This is a genomic window from Pacificoceanicola niger (assembly GCF_048553275.1).
In the GTDB taxonomy this organism is placed as follows: domain Bacteria; phylum Pseudomonadota; class Alphaproteobacteria; order Rhodobacterales; family Rhodobacteraceae; genus Pacificoceanicola.
Genome location: NZ_JBLZMW010000017.1, coordinates 106,733 through 122,189, shown reverse-complemented (window position 1 = coordinate 122,189; position 15,457 = coordinate 106,733). Strand labels below are relative to the sequence as shown.

20 protein-coding genes are annotated in these 15,457 nt (G+C 60.8%); 12 read left to right on the top strand and 8 right to left on the bottom strand.

The window, feature by feature from the left end; all coding sequences use genetic code 11:
• The 4 genes from ACN2XU_RS19355 to ACN2XU_RS19340 form a co-directional block, all read right to left on the bottom strand.
• Nucleotides 1-272: transglutaminase-like domain-containing protein (locus ACN2XU_RS19355; RefSeq protein WP_419411993.1), on the bottom strand; the 272-nt coding region annotated here is incomplete at its 3' end.
• A 95-nt stretch (nucleotides 273-367) separates the two neighbouring features.
• Nucleotides 368-964: a cation efflux transmembrane domain-containing protein gene (locus tag ACN2XU_RS19350; protein ID WP_009807985.1), complete on the bottom strand. Its 597-nt coding sequence runs from the start codon at nucleotides 962-964 to the stop codon at nucleotides 368-370.
• A 198-nt stretch (nucleotides 965-1,162) separates the two neighbouring features.
• Nucleotides 1,163-1,489 carry a YnfA family protein gene (locus tag ACN2XU_RS19345; protein ID WP_009807984.1) on the bottom strand — a complete coding sequence of 109 codons (327 nt, stop codon included), beginning with the start codon at nucleotides 1,487-1,489 and terminating at the stop codon, nucleotides 1,163-1,165.
• A 1-nt stretch (nucleotide 1,490) separates the two neighbouring features.
• Nucleotides 1,491-1,919 (bottom strand): MerR family transcriptional regulator, encoded by a 429-nt coding sequence (locus ACN2XU_RS19340; protein ID WP_039965742.1) that lies wholly within the window; start codon nucleotides 1,917-1,919, stop codon nucleotides 1,491-1,493.
• Nucleotides 1,920-2,091: 172 nt separating this feature from the next.
• Here ACN2XU_RS19340 and ACN2XU_RS19335 point away from each other — a divergent pair, with 172 nt between their 5' ends.
• From ACN2XU_RS19335 to lnt, 10 genes are read left to right on the top strand one after another with little or no spacing between them, the layout of a single operon-like run.
• Complete coding sequence (locus tag ACN2XU_RS19335; protein WP_232617642.1) at nucleotides 2,092-2,694, top strand: SCO family protein; 603 nt, start codon at nucleotides 2,092-2,094, stop codon at nucleotides 2,692-2,694.
• 5 nt (nucleotides 2,695-2,699) lie between these two features.
• The gene (locus ACN2XU_RS19330) at nucleotides 2,700-3,122 is read left to right on the top strand and encodes a disulfide bond formation protein B (RefSeq protein ID WP_009807981.1); all 423 of its coding nucleotides are present in this window, start codon (nucleotides 2,700-2,702) and stop codon (nucleotides 3,120-3,122) included.
• On the top strand, nucleotides 3,119-3,778 hold the full coding sequence (locus ACN2XU_RS19325; RefSeq protein ID WP_009807980.1) for a DsbA family protein: 660 nt from the start codon (nucleotides 3,119-3,121) through the stop codon (nucleotides 3,776-3,778). Before ACN2XU_RS19330 ends, ACN2XU_RS19325 begins: the two co-directional genes overlap by 4 nt.
• A gap of 23 nt (nucleotides 3,779-3,801) precedes the next feature.
• On the top strand, nucleotides 3,802-4,269 hold the full coding sequence (locus ACN2XU_RS19320; protein WP_009807979.1) for a copper chaperone PCu(A)C: 468 nt from the start codon (nucleotides 3,802-3,804) through the stop codon (nucleotides 4,267-4,269).
• Nucleotides 4,269-4,895 (top strand): SCO family protein, encoded by a 627-nt coding sequence (locus ACN2XU_RS19315; protein ID WP_009807978.1) that lies wholly within the window; start codon nucleotides 4,269-4,271, stop codon nucleotides 4,893-4,895. The genes ACN2XU_RS19320 and ACN2XU_RS19315 overlap by 1 nt, the downstream gene beginning before the upstream one ends.
• The gene (locus ACN2XU_RS19310) at nucleotides 4,892-6,265 is read left to right on the top strand and encodes a M23 family metallopeptidase (RefSeq protein ID WP_009807977.1); all 1,374 of its coding nucleotides are present in this window, start codon (nucleotides 4,892-4,894) and stop codon (nucleotides 6,263-6,265) included. Before ACN2XU_RS19315 ends, ACN2XU_RS19310 begins: the two co-directional genes overlap by 4 nt.
• A gap of 3 nt (nucleotides 6,266-6,268) precedes the next feature.
• On the top strand, nucleotides 6,269-6,724 hold the full coding sequence (locus tag ACN2XU_RS19305) for a DUF411 domain-containing protein (RefSeq protein WP_009807976.1): 456 nt from the start codon (nucleotides 6,269-6,271) through the stop codon (nucleotides 6,722-6,724).
• A gap of 12 nt (nucleotides 6,725-6,736) precedes the next feature.
• A complete protein-coding gene (locus ACN2XU_RS19300; RefSeq protein ID WP_027238629.1) occupies nucleotides 6,737-7,519 on the top strand; it encodes a ZIP family metal transporter in 783 nt (260 codons plus the stop codon).
• Nucleotides 7,520-7,547: 28 nt separating this feature from the next.
• The gene (gene lspA, locus ACN2XU_RS19295; protein ID WP_092465207.1) at nucleotides 7,548-8,006 is read left to right on the top strand and encodes a signal peptidase II; all 459 of its coding nucleotides are present in this window, start codon (nucleotides 7,548-7,550) and stop codon (nucleotides 8,004-8,006) included.
• Nucleotides 7,973-9,580 (top strand): apolipoprotein N-acyltransferase, encoded by a 1,608-nt coding sequence (gene lnt / locus ACN2XU_RS19290; protein WP_102856007.1) that lies wholly within the window; start codon nucleotides 7,973-7,975, stop codon nucleotides 9,578-9,580. Before lspA ends, lnt begins: the two co-directional genes overlap by 34 nt.
• On the opposite strand, the gene ACN2XU_RS19285 is transcribed toward lnt, so the two are convergent.
• Entirely contained in the window at nucleotides 9,561-10,073 is a 513-nt protein-coding gene (locus ACN2XU_RS19285; RefSeq protein ID WP_009807972.1) for a L,D-transpeptidase family protein, read from the bottom strand. The genes lnt and ACN2XU_RS19285 overlap by 20 nt on opposite strands.
• Nucleotides 10,074-10,136: 63 nt before the next feature.
• A complete protein-coding gene (locus ACN2XU_RS19280) occupies nucleotides 10,137-12,491 on the bottom strand; it encodes a heavy metal translocating P-type ATPase (protein ID WP_092465195.1) in 2,355 nt (784 codons plus the stop codon).
• 182 nt (nucleotides 12,492-12,673) lie between these two features.
• Between ACN2XU_RS19280 and ACN2XU_RS19275 the strand changes: the two genes are divergently transcribed.
• Nucleotides 12,674-12,958: a hypothetical protein gene (locus tag ACN2XU_RS19275; RefSeq protein WP_092465194.1), complete on the top strand. Its 285-nt coding sequence runs from the start codon at nucleotides 12,674-12,676 to the stop codon at nucleotides 12,956-12,958.
• Between the two features lie 48 nt (nucleotides 12,959-13,006).
• On the opposite strand, the gene ACN2XU_RS19270 is transcribed toward ACN2XU_RS19275, so the two are convergent.
• Nucleotides 13,007-13,669, bottom strand: a complete 663-nt coding sequence (locus ACN2XU_RS19270; protein ID WP_092465193.1) for a L,D-transpeptidase — start codon at nucleotides 13,667-13,669, stop codon at nucleotides 13,007-13,009.
• A gap of 103 nt (nucleotides 13,670-13,772) precedes the next feature.
• Between ACN2XU_RS19270 and ACN2XU_RS19265 the strand changes: the two genes are divergently transcribed.
• Nucleotides 13,773-13,967 carry a hypothetical protein gene (locus tag ACN2XU_RS19265; protein WP_123618725.1) on the top strand — a complete coding sequence of 65 codons (195 nt, stop codon included), beginning with the start codon at nucleotides 13,773-13,775 and terminating at the stop codon, nucleotides 13,965-13,967.
• A gap of 280 nt (nucleotides 13,968-14,247) precedes the next feature.
• Here the strand turns inward: ACN2XU_RS19265 and ACN2XU_RS19260 are convergent, their stop codons facing one another.
• On the bottom strand, nucleotides 14,248-15,327 hold the full coding sequence (locus ACN2XU_RS19260; RefSeq protein ID WP_092465192.1) for a hypothetical protein: 1,080 nt from the start codon (nucleotides 15,325-15,327) through the stop codon (nucleotides 14,248-14,250).
• Between the last annotated feature and the right edge of the window lie 130 nt (nucleotides 15,328-15,457).

Below are 15,457 nucleotides of genomic sequence, written 5' to 3'. Positions count from 1 at the left end.
AACCGGCAACGAACGCCAACACCACGCAGCAGCGCCATTAAGAGCGTGCCTTTCGTATTGCACTGCCCGTAGCCGTCGGAAAGTACCTCGGATGCGGGGATGTCGTCAGCTCGATTGTATCCGAACGCAATTTCATTTCGAACGAAATCATAGGCAGCTCCGATCCGATCGTATTCGGATAAGTCGCGCCAGCTGCGGCTCTCTATTAGATGCGCAAGAGGCGCGGCATCAAAATCCAGTAGTTTGGTGGGTGCAAGTAGGGGGTTGGTTATCTGCAACGGAGTCGCTCCTCGAATCGTCTTGGAACAGACTAGTCTCTATAGTTACTGTAGCTTCAACCCCTTCTTTTAGAAACGATCTCTCGCAACTACTTGTCCGTGTGAACTGCTTTGTGGTGTTCACCGTGTGCGTCGCGTAGGATATTGACACCGCCCCAGGCCGCGATCCCGGCGATAATCACACCGACGACTAGGTCGGGCCAGTTCGTTCCCAGCCAGGCAACGAGGCCACCTGCGACTACGATTCCGAGGTTTGCCGCAAAGTCGTTCCAGCTGAAAGTATTGGCCGCGCGGATGTTGACGTCCGGATCTTTGAGCCGAGCGAGCAACCAGACACAAACTGAGTTGATGGCCGCCGCGATCAGCGCCATGACGATCATAACGGTGCCAAGGGGATCCGACCCACCGACATAGCGGCGCCAAGCATCATAAAGGATCCCGATGGCGAACACGATCAGCAGGCCGCCCGAGACATTCGCCGCGCCACGTTTCCATTTCGCAGACCGCGACAATGCAAACAGACTGATTGCGTAGACCAAGCTGTCTGAAAGGTTGTCGAGCCCGTTGGCGATCAGGGCACTGGAATCCCCGAAGGTCCCAGTTGCGAAAAAGGCCGCAGCAAGACTGATATTGAGACCGAGAACGATCCAAAGTGTGCGTCTTTCTGCTCGTTTTTCTGCCGCCATACTTCCCATTCCAATTTGTGAACTATGATCTTTCAACCTCTCTGGCAGATCAGGGTTCCGGATTGATTATTGATGGTCAGTTCCACGTACGACCGTCGGGAGCTTTCAGGCAGGCGCCCCAACCAATGCAGAGCATAGCCCTTTTTATGGGGCGATGAGATCGCGATTTGAGACGGTTTCAAGTTCAAACCATAAAGTTCAATTGGTTCGTGGCGCGGCCAGTATTATAGCTGCGCCGAGCAAGCAAACGGCTGTGCCAAGCGCATCCCACCTGTCCGGTCTGTGACCCTCTGCAAGCCACATCCACAGTACCGAAGCCGCAATGTAGACTCCGCCATAGGCGGCAAAGGCGCGGCCCGCAGCAACCGTTTCGACTTGCGCCAGAAGCCACCCGAATACCACCAAGGCTACAATACCGGGTACGAGCCAAGCCGCGGATGCGCCGAGGCGCCACCAGCTCCAGATCGCGAAACACCCGGCGATCTCGGCCAAGGCCGCAAGCGGGTATGCAAGCGCGGCAGGCATCTCAGGCGCCGATCTCGTCATGTTCGGTCAAACATTCGGAATGATCCCGCAACACCTCAAGCACCTTGCAATCGGCAGTACGTCCACCGCTGCATTCGTGAACCATGCGTTTCAGTTCGGTGCGCAGCGCCTTCAGACGGGCCATGCGCTGCTCCACCTGCTTTAGCTGGCGACGCGCAATCGCGTCGGCTTCTTCGCAGGGCCGATTGGGCTGGTCGCTGAGGTCGAGCAGCTCGCGGATCGCATCAAGCGAGAAGCCGAGTTGTCGCGAATGGCGGATGAAGGACAGTCGGTCGAGCTGTGCGTTGTCATAGCGCCTCTGTCCGCCTTCAGTCCGGCCAGGTTCGGGCATGAGCCCGATCTGCTCGTAGTACCGAATGGTCTGCACCTTTGTGCCGGTCTTCTTTGACAGAGTGCCGATCGTGAGCATCTTCGCCTCCATGAAAAAGTTACAGTCTTTGTAGGTTTTGCCGCCCCAATAGACAAGTGCCGGATTCACAGACGCGTGAGTTTAAGCCACAACGTGATTTCGCGCTTGAACCTCTAGTAGCTAGAGGATGTAAACGCGACAATAATCAAGAACCAAAATCAGGCGCGCAGGTTTGTCCCTTACATCGGCACAGAAATTTCTTTGGGTTTTGGCAGGCGTCGCGTCGCTTGCCTTCGTATGGCTTTTGCTCTGGTCGGACTATCGCGCTGACCGCGCCCGAACCGACAACGATCCAGCGTTTGTCGCTGCATTCGAATTGACGGACCACCAAGGTGTGGTTCGCACGGAAGAAGACTTTTCGGGGCGTTGGATGTTGGTATTTTTCGGCTTCAGCAACTGCCCCGATGTCTGCCCGACGACACTGTCTGAGGTCGCGGCGGTGATGGACGGTCTGGGCGACAATGCCGCGAGGGTCCAGCCGATTTTCATAACCATCGACCCCGAACGGGACACGCCCATGGCACTCGCCGAATTCGTTCCGCTGTTCGATGCGAACATCATCGGGCTGACAGGTACGCCCGAACAGATCGCCGCTACATCCGAAACGTTTCCGATCTTCTTTGAACGCATCGAAGAGGCTACAGCTCCGGATGGCTACACAATGGGCCACACGTCACATCTGTTTCTATTCGACCCCGAGGCAGGCTTTGCAGACTCATGGCCCTATGGCACGTCCGCTGAAGAGATTCTCGCCGATCTGGAAGAGAGGATCTGACCGACATGAACCGCGTACCCGCAGAAACCGCCCTCGGGCTGGCATGGATCGTTGCCCTCGTCGCCTCGCTTGCTGTACTTTTCATCGGCGAAGTGATGGGGCAGACACCCTGCGTGCTGTGCTGGTTCCAGCGCGCCTTCATGTTCCCGCTCGCGATCATTCTCGGCCTCGGCCTTTGGTGGCGAGACGGCAGCGTCGGGCGCTATGGCATCGCTCTGGCGCTTGGTGGTGGCGTGGTCGCCCTGTGGCACATGGGCCTCTACGCGGGCCTGATCCCCGAACGCATCCAGCCCTGCACGGCCACCGGCCCCTCTTGCACCGATGATAACCAATTGGTCTTCGGCATTCCGATCCCGCTGATGGCGCTGGTCGCCTTCGCACTGATCGGGTTCCTGTCGGCACTTTCATTGAAGGAAACACAAACATGAATCGACGCGGCTTAATCCTGTCCGTTCTCGCCCTCGGCGTTGCCGGTTTCGGCGGAGCCACTTGGTACGCGACTCGCCCCGGCCCCGCGGCCGAAGCAAAAACCGTTGCGCCGGAACTCGCGGACGCGATGATCCGCTCTTACTCGCCCATCCTCGGACCTGCCGACGCGCCCGTCACGATTGTCGAATTCTTTGACCCGGCCTGCGAGGCTTGCCGCGCCTTCCATCCGATCGTGAAGGACATCATGGCACAGCATGGAGATGCCGTCCGCGTCGTTATCCGCTACACCGCGTTTCATGGCGAGGCATCCGAGGAAGCGATCCGCGTGCTCGAGGCAGCACGCATGCAAGGCGTTTACGAGCCGGTGCTCGAAGCCGTTCTGCGGGATCAGCCGAGATGGGCGTCGCACGGCGCGCCTGAGCCCGGTCTGATCCTCCAGATCGCCGCCACTGCCGGACTCGATGCAGAGGCCGCGCGCACGCAAATGCTGGCACCGGATGTCGTTGCGATCCTGAATCAGGATCGTGCGGACGTCGAAACCGTGGGAGTTCGCCAGACTCCTACTTTCTTTGTAAACGGCAAGTCGCTCGATCCATTCGGGGAGGCAGAACTGCGTCGATTAGTGGCCGCGGAAGTTGCTGCCGTGCAAAGCTGAATGGAAAAGGCAGGACCAAAACGATGAAAAAGATTATTATGACGGGCACACTGGCCGCGCTCTTGACCTTTGGAGGGCTCTCAGTACCCGCACTGGCCGGACCCGTGGATGTCGTCGTCGAAAGCGCCTGGTCCCGCGCCTCCATAGGGATGAACCGCCCCGGGGCCGCCTACATGACGATCCGCAACACTGGCGACGAGCCGGTGACGCTGATTGGTCTTTCAACACCCCTCGCGATGATGCCCGAGATCCACGAGACGAAGACCAATGCCGAAGGTGTGAGTTCCATGAGCGCGGCAGGTGAGATCGCGATCGCCCCGGGCGAGAGCGTCGCGCTTGAGCCGGGCGGCCTCCACGCGATGTTGATGCGGCTACAACAACCCATGACGGAAGGGGAAACCTTTCCGCTGACCCTACTTTTTGTCGACGGGGGCGAGGTGACAGTCGAGGTGCCGATCCTTGGCATCGCCGCACGCGGACCGGAAGACTAATGCGACGAAGGACGATCGCAGGATACGGCGCGGCCGGTGCCGGTGCAATTGCCTTGACGCTCTTCGTCGGTTGGTGGCGGGTCGACGGACCCGGTGCGCCCGAACCTATCGAGCAGCGGCCTATGGCTCTGACCGAGATGGATTTCCGCCTGACTGACCATGAAGGCAACGAGGTCGGGCCGGAAACCCTGATCGGGCGACCGACGATGGCGTTCTTCGGTTTCACTTACTGCCCCGATGTCTGCCCGACCACGCTCTCGGACATTTCAGGTTGGCTCGACGATTTAGGAGACGAAGCCAAACAGTTGAACGTGGTTTTCATCACGGTCGATCCCGAGCGCGATACCGTCGAGGCGATGGCAGAATATGTCAGTTATTTCCACCCAGCGATCCGCGGCTGGACGGGACCGGAGGGGCAGATTGCGCGCATCGCGGACGGCTTCCGCGCTGCCTACGAGCGGGTGCCCACGGAAGGCGGCGACTACACGATGAACCACACGGCCAGCGTCTTCCTGTTCGGTGCCGCTGGACGGTTCGTCACCATGATTGACTATCATGAACCGAGGGAATTCGCGGTACCGAAGATCCGCCGCGCGTTGGAAGAAGAAACGGAGGGAGCGACATGAGGCTCAGAACTTTTGCGGCAGGTGTCGCGCTTGCGGGGACCGTTTCGGGGGCGGCTATCGCATTCTTCGATGTTCTGTCGAAAGAACCCGTGCCGCCAGAACTTGCCCAGGCAGGTAGCTGGATGCCCCAGCGTCCTGAAGCTCCCCGGAGCCTGGATATTCCGTTGTCGCTGCCAGCTACGGCGTGGGTGGAAGATACACCCGGCTTCGGCCCCTTGCCCCTGCTGCAGGCCGCTGTTGTTGACAGGCCGATGCAGGCCATCGAACCGCCCCTGTTGACTTGGTCTCGCGACATCTCTTCTGGTGAAACGCTCGACTCCTTGCTTTCCGAAGCCGGTCTTGCGGGAGCCGACAGGGCGGAAGTCGCCCTTGCACTTGGCGCGGAATACGATCTGCGACGGTTGCGGCCGGGGAATTCGGTCACTGTTGTTTCGACTATGGATGGCAGCCCCCGCACCGTCTCGCTCGCCGTCGAGGACGGGGTGCGGATCGAGGTGCTTTTTGGCGAGCAGGTGTCCACGCAGGTCGTGGCGCCGGATCCGGAGATCGTAACCCTTGCTGGGGAGGCCGTGATCGACACCTCGATCTTCGCGGCACTCGACAATGCCGGCATCCCCGCCCGATTTGCCGTGGACCTTGCGCAAATGCTGGGTGGAACCGTGGATTTCCGCCGTGAGATGGCTGGAGGCGAGACACTAAGGCTTCTCTGGCGCGAGACGCGCGTCGGCGATGACAAGATCGGACAGCCGGACCTCGCCTTCGCCGCACTGGAAATCGGCGATTCGCTTTACGAGATCGTTTGGCCGGACGACGGCAGCGGTCAGGCGACGATCTACGTCGATGGCGAGGTGCTTCGCGTCTTTGCACAGCCAGTCGAGGGCGCGCGCCTCAGCTCGGTGTTCGGGCGCCGCACACATCCTGTCTACGGAAACGTCCGGATGCACACCGGCGTCGATTTTGCCGCGGCAAGCGGGACGCCGGTACGGACGACGGCACCGGGCCGGGTCAGCTTCATCGGCTGGCGAGGCGGTTATGGACGCGTGGTCGAAATCTCCCATGGCTCCGAGACCATGACGCGCTACGCGCATCTCAGCGCCGTGTCGGAGGGCCTAACACAGGGCCAACGCGTGGCGGCGGGAGATGTGATCGGCCGCGTTGGCGCAACCGGCACAGCGACAGGTCCCAACCTGCACTACGAAGTCCTCGTAGATGGGCGTCCGACTGACCCTCTCTCTGACGACAGGCTCGCCGAAGCCGCAGAGAACGAGGTGGATGATACCGCCGCGCTGTTGCGTCTGACCGAGGCGCGCGCGCTTCTGACTGAAAACCTTGACAGCGAAATTGCCCAGACGACAACCGAAAGGCTCTGACCCATGAAACGCATGACCCAAGCTCTGACCATCGCGCTCGCCCTGTTCCCGGCGGCCCAGGCCCTCGCAGAGGCAACAGCGATAGACGTCCGCAAGACCAACGGATGCGGCTGCTGCCTGTCCTGGATGAACCATCTCGAGGAAAACGGATTCGCGCCGACGGGCGAGAACATGTTTGGCGGGTCGCTGGTTCGTTTCAAGCTCGACAACGGCGTGCCGCAGCGCATGGTCTCCTGCCATACCGCGCTCATAGAGGGCTACGTGATTGAAGGCCATGTCCCGGCCGCTGATATCCGCCGCCTTCTTGAGGAACGCCCGGACGCCGTCGGCCTCGCCGTTCCGGGAATGCCCTATGGCTCGCCCGGCATGGGGCCGGAAGAAAACCGTGAAGCTTATGATGTCTTCCTCATCCGCGAGGACGGGTCGACCGAAGTCTTTTCAAGCTACGCCGAAGGATAATCTGGCCCGCTTATGGAAAACCTGTCTCCGATAATGCTCGGCTTTCTCGGAAGCCTTGCCGCCGGATCGCTCACGGCAGTCGGAGCAATTCCCGTGCTGTTCGGGCGCATCCCGTCGCGGGCGACGCGCGATCTGTCGCTCGGCTTCGCTGCCGGCGTCATGCTCTCAGCCTCGTTCTTTTCTCTGATCATCCCGGCGTTGGATGCGGCGGAGCCGATGTTCGAGAACGGCGCGATGCCTGCGGCCATCGTTTGCGTCTCGATCCTTTTGGGCATGGGGGCCGTTGCATTGATGAATGAAAGGCTGCCGCACGAGCATTTCAGAACGGGACGCGAAGGGCCCGAAGCGGCGTCCTTACGGCGGGTCTGGCTGTTCATCATCGCAATCACGATCCACAACTTCCCGGAAGGCCTCGCGGTCGGAGTTGGCTTCGGTTCCGGAGGTATGGAAGGCGGTCTGCCACTCGCCATCGGCATCGGGCTTCAGAATGCGCCTGAAGGGCTGGCCGTTGCGGTATCCCTGTTGGGCGAAGGATATCCGAAGCTGCGCGCCTGGGGCATCGCCGCGCTAACGGGAATGGTCGAGCCGATTGGCGGTTTGCTCGGGGCCGGCATCATCACACTGTCGGAACCGCTGCTGCCATGGGGCTTGGCCTTTGCCGCAGGCGCCATGCTTTATGTCATCAGCCACGAAATCATCCCCGAAACCCATCGCAGCGGCCATCAGAACAAGGCAACGCTCGGCTTGGCCGTCGGGCTCGTTTTGATGCTTTTTCTCGATGTTTGGTTGGGGTGACGCAATGCCAGTGCATAAACTATCTCCGGTGATCGGCATTTTTGCGGCGCTTGCCGCTTTCGTAATCGATCAGATCACAAAAGCCATTGTTGTGGCGAATGCGGCCTCTTTAAGCACTGGAATCGCCGTGTTTCCAGGTTTTAACCTTGTCTTTTATCGCAATGATGGCGTCACTTTCGGATTACTTGGCGGCGCACCATGGTGGAGCCTCATAGCTCTCGCTCTTGCCATCTGCGGCTGGCTGGGGGTTATGCTGTTTCGCGCCGAAAATGCGGTTGAAACGCTCGCTTACGGAGCGATCATCGGTGGAGCCTCGGGCAATGTCATTGATCGTGTGCGGTATCGGGCTGTAACGGACTTCCTGGATTTCTACATCAACTCAACGCATTGGCCTGCCTTCAACATGGCCGATGTGTTTGTCGTCAGTGGCGTGGGGCTCTTGCTCGCCGCACCCTGGATCAGTGCGCGGCGTCCGATCAAGTCGTGAAGCCGGCAATTCTGAACTGCTTCGCTCTGCGCAAACGTCTGCTCTCGCGGATGACGCTTGGTTTCGCCGCCGGGCCGCTGACCGTTCTAACCTTCCCGCCTTTCTCGATTCTCCTTCTTGTTCCCGTTGCCTATTCTGCGTTGTTTGTCGGTCTTCGCGACCTCTCCTTCGGGCGTGCTTTTCTCGTCGGCTGGGCGTTTGGTCTCGGCCAGTTCGGTTTCGGGATTTCGTGGATCGCGGAAAGTTTCTACGTCGAACCCGAGCGTTTCGGGGCGCTGGCGACCCCGGCCGTCGCGGGATTGTCCGCAGGTCTCGCGATTTTCCCGGCCATTGCCGCCGTGCTCTTCGTCGAAATCGCGCGGCGCGGAGCCATGGGCAGTCTCCTGGCCTGCCTCCTGTTCGCGACCTCCTGGACCGCGGCCGAGTGGTTGCGCGGTCACGTTCTGACAGGTTTTCCGTGGAACCTCGCCGGCTACGCTCTGGTCGATTACGCCGCCCTTCGCCAGCCCGCCGCCTGGGTGGGAAGTTATGGGCTAAGCTTTCTCACCGTGTTCGTAGCGGCACTCCCCGGCGCGGCTCTCATGGCGGTCGGGCGACAACGATTGATCATCTCGCTAATGCCGCTGGCCGGCATCGTGACGATGTGGGCCGTCGGCACGCTTCGCCTCCAGTCGGATGCACCACAGCCACCGGATGTCGACCTGCGCATCGTTCAGGGCAACGTTCCCCAAGAGGAGAAATGGGCGCCCGAGAACCGCGAGGCGACCTTCGCGCTCTATCTCGAGCTTTCAACCCAGCCCGGCGATTTCGACGTTCTTCTCTGGCCGGAAACCGCCTTTCCCGGGTTCCTCGATGAGGATGCCCAGGCGCGGGCCCGCATTGCCGCTGCGCTACCGGACGGCAGCGTGCTGCTAACCGGAGTGCCGGACCGTGTACTGAGCGAGGATGGCACCCGATATTTCAACACCGTCCAGGCTTTTGACGATACCAATGAGATCCTGACCGGATACGCGAAACACCATCTCGTGCCCTTTGGCGAATACGTGCCATTCCGCGGCTGGTTGCCGATCGAGCGGCTGACGGCGGGGCTGGGCGATTTTACGCCCGGACCGGGTCCGCGCACCCTTGCGCTTCCGGGTATGCCGCTGGTCGCCGTGGCGATCTGCTATGAGATCATTTTCCCGGGCCATGTGGTCGACGACATGTTCCGACCCGACTGGATTTTTAACGCGACGAACGATTCCTGGTTTGGAACCAGCATCGGACCCGAGCAGCATCTGGCTTCCGCACGTATGCGCGCCGTAGAGGAAGGCCTTCCTGTCATCCGAGCCGCGAATACGGGCATCTCTGCGGTCATCGACGCGAACGGAGAGATCATTGCGCGGCTCGATACAGGGGAAAGGGGCATCATCGACGCTGATCTTCCCTCAGCGCAGCCGCCTACGCCATATGCGCTTTTCGGGGACTGGATGTTGCTGGCGCTCATCTTGGCTTCGTGGAGCTGGGCTCTGGCGGCCAATGCGACGGCTAACTACCGCCGCATGAGAAAGACCGTCATGCAAAGATGTGGATAGGCGTTCCGTCCTTCACCATTGCATAGATGTCCTCGATCTGCCGATCTGTGACTGCGATGCAGCCAGCTGTCCAGTCGCGGATGTCCGTCGGGTCGATGCCGGGGCGTGGACCACCATGGATGAAGATGTCGCCGCCGGGGGAAAGGCCCTGCGCTGCGGCAAAGGCGATGTCGGCCTCATTTGGATAAGAGATGCCAACTGAAAGATGATACGTACTTTCAGGGTTGCGCTTATCGACTATGTAGGTGCCCTCCGGGGTCCGACCGTCTCCCTCGAATTGCTTGTGACCCTGAGGAGCGAAGCCCAGCCCGATCGGATAGGTTTGCAGCACGCGATCGGATCCGTCGAGAACAAGCAAACGCTGTCCCTTGTAGAGCCGAAGTCGCGTCACTTCGGGTCCGTCATAGCTGCGGAACTTGCCGGCACAGCCCGACAAAAAGGCCGCTAAGCCACCCAACAGGACGGCGCGGCGGGGAAATCGGATGGTTTTCACTGCTCGATGCCTCTTTCGTGAGGTCTGATATGGAAATAATGTTACCTTGCAAATGCCGCGTGATCAATGTCCGTGGGCAAGCGCGGCCTTTGCGATCTGTGGCCCAACCTGCTCGCCACCGGACGGCGGTGCCTTGGCCTCTTGGCTGTTGAGCAGGCGCAGGGCGTTCGCCACCACCAGCAATGACACACCCACGTCGGCTGCAATAGCGCCCCACATCGATGCCATTCCGAACGCGGTAGCGACAACGAAAACTCCCTTGGTCGCCAAGGAAATACCGATGTTCTGATGGATAATCGACATTGTCCGGCGCGAATGACCGATCAGCCAAGGCACCTTGCCGAGGTCGTCGGTCATAAGGGCAATGTCCGCCGTCTCGATTGCCGCGTCAGAACCAACCGCACCCATCGCGATGGCATAATGCGCGCGCGCCATTGCGGGTGCATCGTTCACCCCGTCGCCGATCATGGCAACCATGTCATGAGTTTTGACCAGTTCTTCGATGGCTGTCACCTTGTCTTCGGGCAGAAGCTCAGCGCGCACCTCGTCGATACCGACCTCGGCGGCAACGGCGCGCGCTGTTCGCTCGTTGTCACCGGTCAGCATAACGATGGTTTTCACGCCTTGCGCGTGAAGTTGCGCCACGATGCCCTTGGCATCAGGGCGGATGCGATCGCGCAGTTCAAGAATGCCCGTCACGCCGGATTCATCGCCGACAGCGACAAGGGTGCTGCCGGCGCCTTCGATCCGCTCCCGCAGATCCTTCGGAATGGCGTCGCCGAAACCCTTCTCCTCGGCAAACCGGTCCGACCCCAGCCAGATGGACCGTCCGTCGGTGCGTCCTTCAAGTCCCCTGCCGGGAATGGTGCGGGTATCCTCTGCGGCGGACACCTTGACGCCGTCGGCCTCCGCCCGCGCGAGAATGGCACGCGCCAAAGGGTGCGACGAACGTGCCTCCAGCCCTGCGGCGAGGGTCATCAGATCTTGTGCTGAAGCCCCGCCCAGCGGGTGCACCGCCGCCACTTCCGGCTGACCCATGGTGATTGTGCCGGTCTTGTCCATGGCCAGCGCCGTGGTCCTGCCCGGCGCCTCTACATAGGCACCGCCCTTGATGAGGACGCCCGCCCGCGCCGAAGCGGTGAGCGCTGCGACGATGGAGACAGGGGTCGAGATGACCAGAGCGCATGGGCAAGCGATCACCAGCAGCACGAGGGCATTGTAGAACCAGTAATCCCAGGCTCCGCCGAAGATAAGCGGCGGCAGTAGCGCAATTGCGACGGCGAGAGCCATGACGATAGGCGTGTAGATGCGGGCGAACTTTGCCACCCACTGTTCCACCGGCGCGCGGCGGGCATGGGCGTCGCCGACCATGCGGATGATCTTGGCCAAGACGGTATCCGAGGCGACCTTCGTGGCGCGCACAGTTAGTGTACCTTCGCCGTTGATCGTGCCCGCATAGACCTCGTCTCCGGCCTCTTTGGGTATCAAGGCACTTTCGCCGGTGATCGGCGCCTGGTCGACCGCGCCCGCGCCACCCGTCACCTCGCCGTCGAGCGGGATACGGTCGCCACCGCGTACAATAAAGCTTGAGCCTACGGCGACTTGCACCGCCGGCATGTCGGTCTCGCTTCCGTCATCGTGGATCACGCGCGCCGTAGGTGGCGCAAGATCCAGGAGCGCCGACACAGCGTTCCGCGCGCGCCCAACGCTCCAGCTTTCGAGAAAGAGGGACAGCGAAAAGAAAAAAGCCACTGTCGCTGCCTCGAAGAATTCACCGAGCCCGATGGCTCCGGCGACTGCGACAACCATCAGCAGGTTCATGTCGGGCGACAGCCGACGTGCGGACGACCATGCCTTCGGTGCCACAAGCCAAACGCCGAATAGGATAGCAACTGCAAAAAGCCCTGCCTCGGCCAGCGGCATCGGCGCTTCGCCGTGCCCCGCGAAGAGGCCGAGCGCCCCCCCCATACCGGTCTCGACGATGTGCCAGAGAAAACCCGCCGCCCAGAAGCCGCCGCTGAGAGCCGTAAACAGCCGCTGTCGTGCAAGATGGGCCGCTTGGTCGACCGACGCGTTCTCGGCATTCCACGGCTTCGCCGTCATGCCGGTGCTCGCGACAAGTTCCGCAACTTCGTCGTCCGATACACTCTTTGCGCTGTCGAGAATGGTCATCCTCCCGTTGATTACATCGAACGCGAGATGCTCGGCCCCGCCGATCTGCGGGCCGATTACCTTATTCAAGATCGCGACCTCCTCGGCGCAATCGAGGCCAGACACCTGAAAACTGCGCCCGCCGGTTGGCGCGGGAGTCGTCGGTGCGATGTCGCCGCACTTTCCGGCGCTACCACAGCAACTGCCGCCGCTTGCCTGGGCGTCTTCGGCGTGATCGTGATCGTGGCGGTGGGTGTCGGACGGCATGAACGGACCTCTGGATTCGGGTGCTTTGTCATGACATAGCCCCTACAGTAGCTAGAGCTTCAAGAGAAAAGTTCGGTGGTATTTCCGTTTGTTTTCTTGCTAGACGGTCCGACGACAGCCTCAATCACGGCGTGAGGCATAAAAAGCCGATACGAAGAAAAACAGAAAAGAAAGGAAACTCGATGCAGGTTTTGATGCTGAAGCAAAAAATGATGGTTGCGGTGGCGCTTTTGCTCACGACAGGATGCGCCATCCAGCCGACAGGGCCGGACGACACGGCAGACCAGACGGGCAACGTTCCCGAAGCCGTGGTTGCGATGGCTGCTCCGGATCAGGATGTTGCAACCGCGCGCCTCGTGCCGGAAGACGGCTGCTATTGGTACGAACACAGCGGGCCGGTCGAAACGACGCTGCTGCCGTTGCGCACGGCGAACGGTAATCCGATCTGCGTGGCACGCGAAGCTTGAGGACGCGTCAGACGTTGCATCAACGCGCCTCAGACCTACGCACCACACTCAACTTCGCGCGGTGACACTGTCCTCCGCTGAGTACAAATGTGCCGTCGATTCGATCTCAACGTTGGGATAAAGTTCGTTAATGTGAGCCATGACCATCCGCACGCAACCCGAACTGGCTCGACCGCCGATACTTCTCGGATAGGGCGTGCCGTGTATTCGAAGATAAGTGTCGCGGCCTCCGACGTACAGATAGATGGCTCGTGATCCCAAAGCGTTTTCGGGGCCGGGTTCCATCCCGTCGGCCCATCGTGCGTTTTCCGGATCCCGCTCGATCATGTTCTGGGTCGGTGTCCAATGCGGCCACCTCACCTTGCGTTTGATCGTGTAGACCCCAGGCTCGTATAGGTTGCCCCGGGCAATGGCCACACCGTAGCGCATTGCGGTCCCGCTCTCCTCGATATGATAGAGATACCGCGCGACCGCATCGACATGGATGTCTCCTGGCACGAGCCCGGGTTTCGCAATCACGCGTTGGGGCAAAAAGCGCGGGTGTAGGCCCCAAGGGTTTGACGCGGCCGGATCGAATCCGGGCGGCGTGACTTGCGCGTCCCATTCAGCCTTCTGTGCCTCGGTGGGCCAGGTATCGGCCAACAGGGGGCTGGAAACAGACGCGGAGAATAGCGCCGTTGTTGTTTGAATGAAGTGTCGTCTTGTCAGCATGTCGTACCCTTTCGGTTCCCACCAGAATCTATGGCAAGAACGGTATCTGTTCACTTTGATTAGATAGGACTTCTAGTGGCTAGAGGTTCAAGGACATATTTTCGTGAAAACACACGATCCTTGTGATCCGCAATTTACCATCCGCTACTACGAAAAGATCGGCGCGCCGCCCAGCCTGACCCGGCCTGTTCCCGAGACCACGGTTGCTGCAGAGTCAGATCCTGTCGAAGCTGGCTATGGAGGAAGGCCATATCGCCCGCTTCGCCTGAGCAGCGAACGGCAGTGTGGTGAACTTTGACTTGCACGGTGACGGGGGCAGGCAAAGCAGCAACGACAAACAGGGCCGCGCAGTGTCCAAAATACCGGGCGTCTTGCTCGCCGCCTTCACCAGTCATCATAGATGGTGAAGGCACAACCGCACGGAAGCGCCGGCCACAGCGGCCTTGCGCACTGGCGAGGAGTATCTCCAAATTCGAGCACCTTGATTGCCAAGGTTCCGGCGGGCTTTGCCTCCTCCTACCGGAACTTTGGCCGACTGGCACGCACCCGTCAGGATACCGAGCGATGACGCTCATCTCTTAGGTCGTGGTGCGCCACATCCGGAACCGGCCCTGCCCGGTCACTTCGCAGATCAAACCCCGCGCTTCCATCCAGACGAGGTTGCGCTGGACGGCGGCGCGGCTGGCACCGGTCAGGGTCTCGGCCATTGGGGCGGAGACGAGGGGCCATTCGGCCAGCACGGCGCGCAATGCTGGTGGTGTCTTGCCAGAGAGCGGGGCCATCATGGTTTCCGCCCGCGCTGACCATGCCTGGATATCGTCGAGGTGCCGCATCGCGGTCAGGCATGCTGTTTCCATTCCCTCGAGCCAACGCTCCAAGCGCTCAGCTGGTGGGCCACTGGCGCGCAGCCCCCCTGCCCCGCGCATAGCCAGAGGCGCAAAGATGGCCCCTCCATTCGAATTCGGGCCTTCGCTGGCGGCAATGCGTGCGGCGGTAACCGCCGCTTCCATCCGGTCGCCCTGTTGCCCGAGGCCCGCAAGGCTCCAGAGGTGAAGCCCCATGCAGGCGCGTGTGATCGGGTGCAGGTCGACGGCTTGCGCCATCAGGTCAAGCCAACCGCCCGCGCGATCCGCAAAGGTTTCGGCTTCACCTGCTATGTTTTCGGGGTCACGGCGATCGAGGAAGGCGGACAGGTCCACCTCTGGGCCGGGACCGCCTGTTAGACGCCGCACTGCCCATCCGACACGCGCGAGCGCTGCAGTGTTGTCCTGCACGCCGGACAGGCGCATGGATATCCAGAGCGCCAGCCGATCCGGGCCAATACGGTCACCCACAAACCAGCTGAGGTCTGCCGCCTCCATCAGCGCGAGCCTGTGCCGCCAGCCTTTCGGGCCACGGCGCAGCCGGTCATCCAACGCGCCGATCCGACCAGCCACACGGGCGAGACGCGCGGCATTAACCGCCTCTGCCTTCCGCCAATCGTCGAGGACTGCGGTTTCACGCAGCTCTGCTCTCGGTCCGGGCAGCAGATAATCCGGCTCCACTTCCATCGGACCGGGCAGGAACCACAGGTCGTCCTCAGACGTCTCTTCAAGCCCCTCCGAATCCACTAGAGGATCGTCAAAACTATCATAATGTGTAGATACTTGAGGCTTCATATGTGCAAAATACGGCACTTTTGCATTTTACCCAAGTGTTTTGTCAGGGTGCGCCCACACACCTTATATAGCACGTGCGCGCGGTGGTCTGCGAGATCTCTCTGATCACGCTCAGCGTATGGAATCCAAG

Excerpts from the sequence above, each read along its gene's own strand:
- ACN2XU_RS19350 (WP_009807985.1), bottom strand. The coding sequence starts at position 964 with ATGGCGGCAGAAAAACGAGCAGAAAGACGCACACTTTGGATCGTTCTC.
- ACN2XU_RS19345 (WP_009807984.1), bottom strand. The coding sequence starts at position 1,489 with ATGCCTGCCGCGCTTGCATACCCGCTTGCGGCCTTGGCCGAGATCGCC.
- ACN2XU_RS19340 (WP_039965742.1), bottom strand. The coding sequence starts at position 1,919 with ATGCTCACGATCGGCACTCTGTCAAAGAAGACCGGCACAAAGGTGCAG.
- ACN2XU_RS19330 (WP_009807981.1), top strand. The coding sequence starts at position 2,700 with ATGAACCGCGTACCCGCAGAAACCGCCCTCGGGCTGGCATGGATCGTT.
- ACN2XU_RS19325 (WP_009807980.1), top strand. The coding sequence starts at position 3,119 with ATGAATCGACGCGGCTTAATCCTGTCCGTTCTCGCCCTCGGCGTTGCC.
- ACN2XU_RS19320 (WP_009807979.1), top strand. The coding sequence starts at position 3,802 with ATGAAAAAGATTATTATGACGGGCACACTGGCCGCGCTCTTGACCTTT.
- ACN2XU_RS19315 (WP_009807978.1), top strand. The coding sequence starts at position 4,269 with ATGCGACGAAGGACGATCGCAGGATACGGCGCGGCCGGTGCCGGTGCA.
- ACN2XU_RS19310 (WP_009807977.1), top strand. The coding sequence starts at position 4,892 with ATGAGGCTCAGAACTTTTGCGGCAGGTGTCGCGCTTGCGGGGACCGTT.
- ACN2XU_RS19305 (WP_009807976.1), top strand. The coding sequence starts at position 6,269 with ATGAAACGCATGACCCAAGCTCTGACCATCGCGCTCGCCCTGTTCCCG.
- ACN2XU_RS19300 (WP_027238629.1), top strand. The coding sequence starts at position 6,737 with ATGGAAAACCTGTCTCCGATAATGCTCGGCTTTCTCGGAAGCCTTGCC.
- ACN2XU_RS19280 (WP_092465195.1), bottom strand. The coding sequence starts at position 12,491 with ATGCCGTCCGACACCCACCGCCACGATCACGATCACGCCGAAGACGCC.
- ACN2XU_RS19275 (WP_092465194.1), top strand. The coding sequence starts at position 12,674 with ATGCAGGTTTTGATGCTGAAGCAAAAAATGATGGTTGCGGTGGCGCTT.
- ACN2XU_RS19270 (WP_092465193.1), bottom strand. The coding sequence starts at position 13,669 with ATGCTGACAAGACGACACTTCATTCAAACAACAACGGCGCTATTCTCC.
- ACN2XU_RS19260 (WP_092465192.1), bottom strand. The coding sequence starts at position 15,327 with ATGAAGCCTCAAGTATCTACACATTATGATAGTTTTGACGATCCTCTA.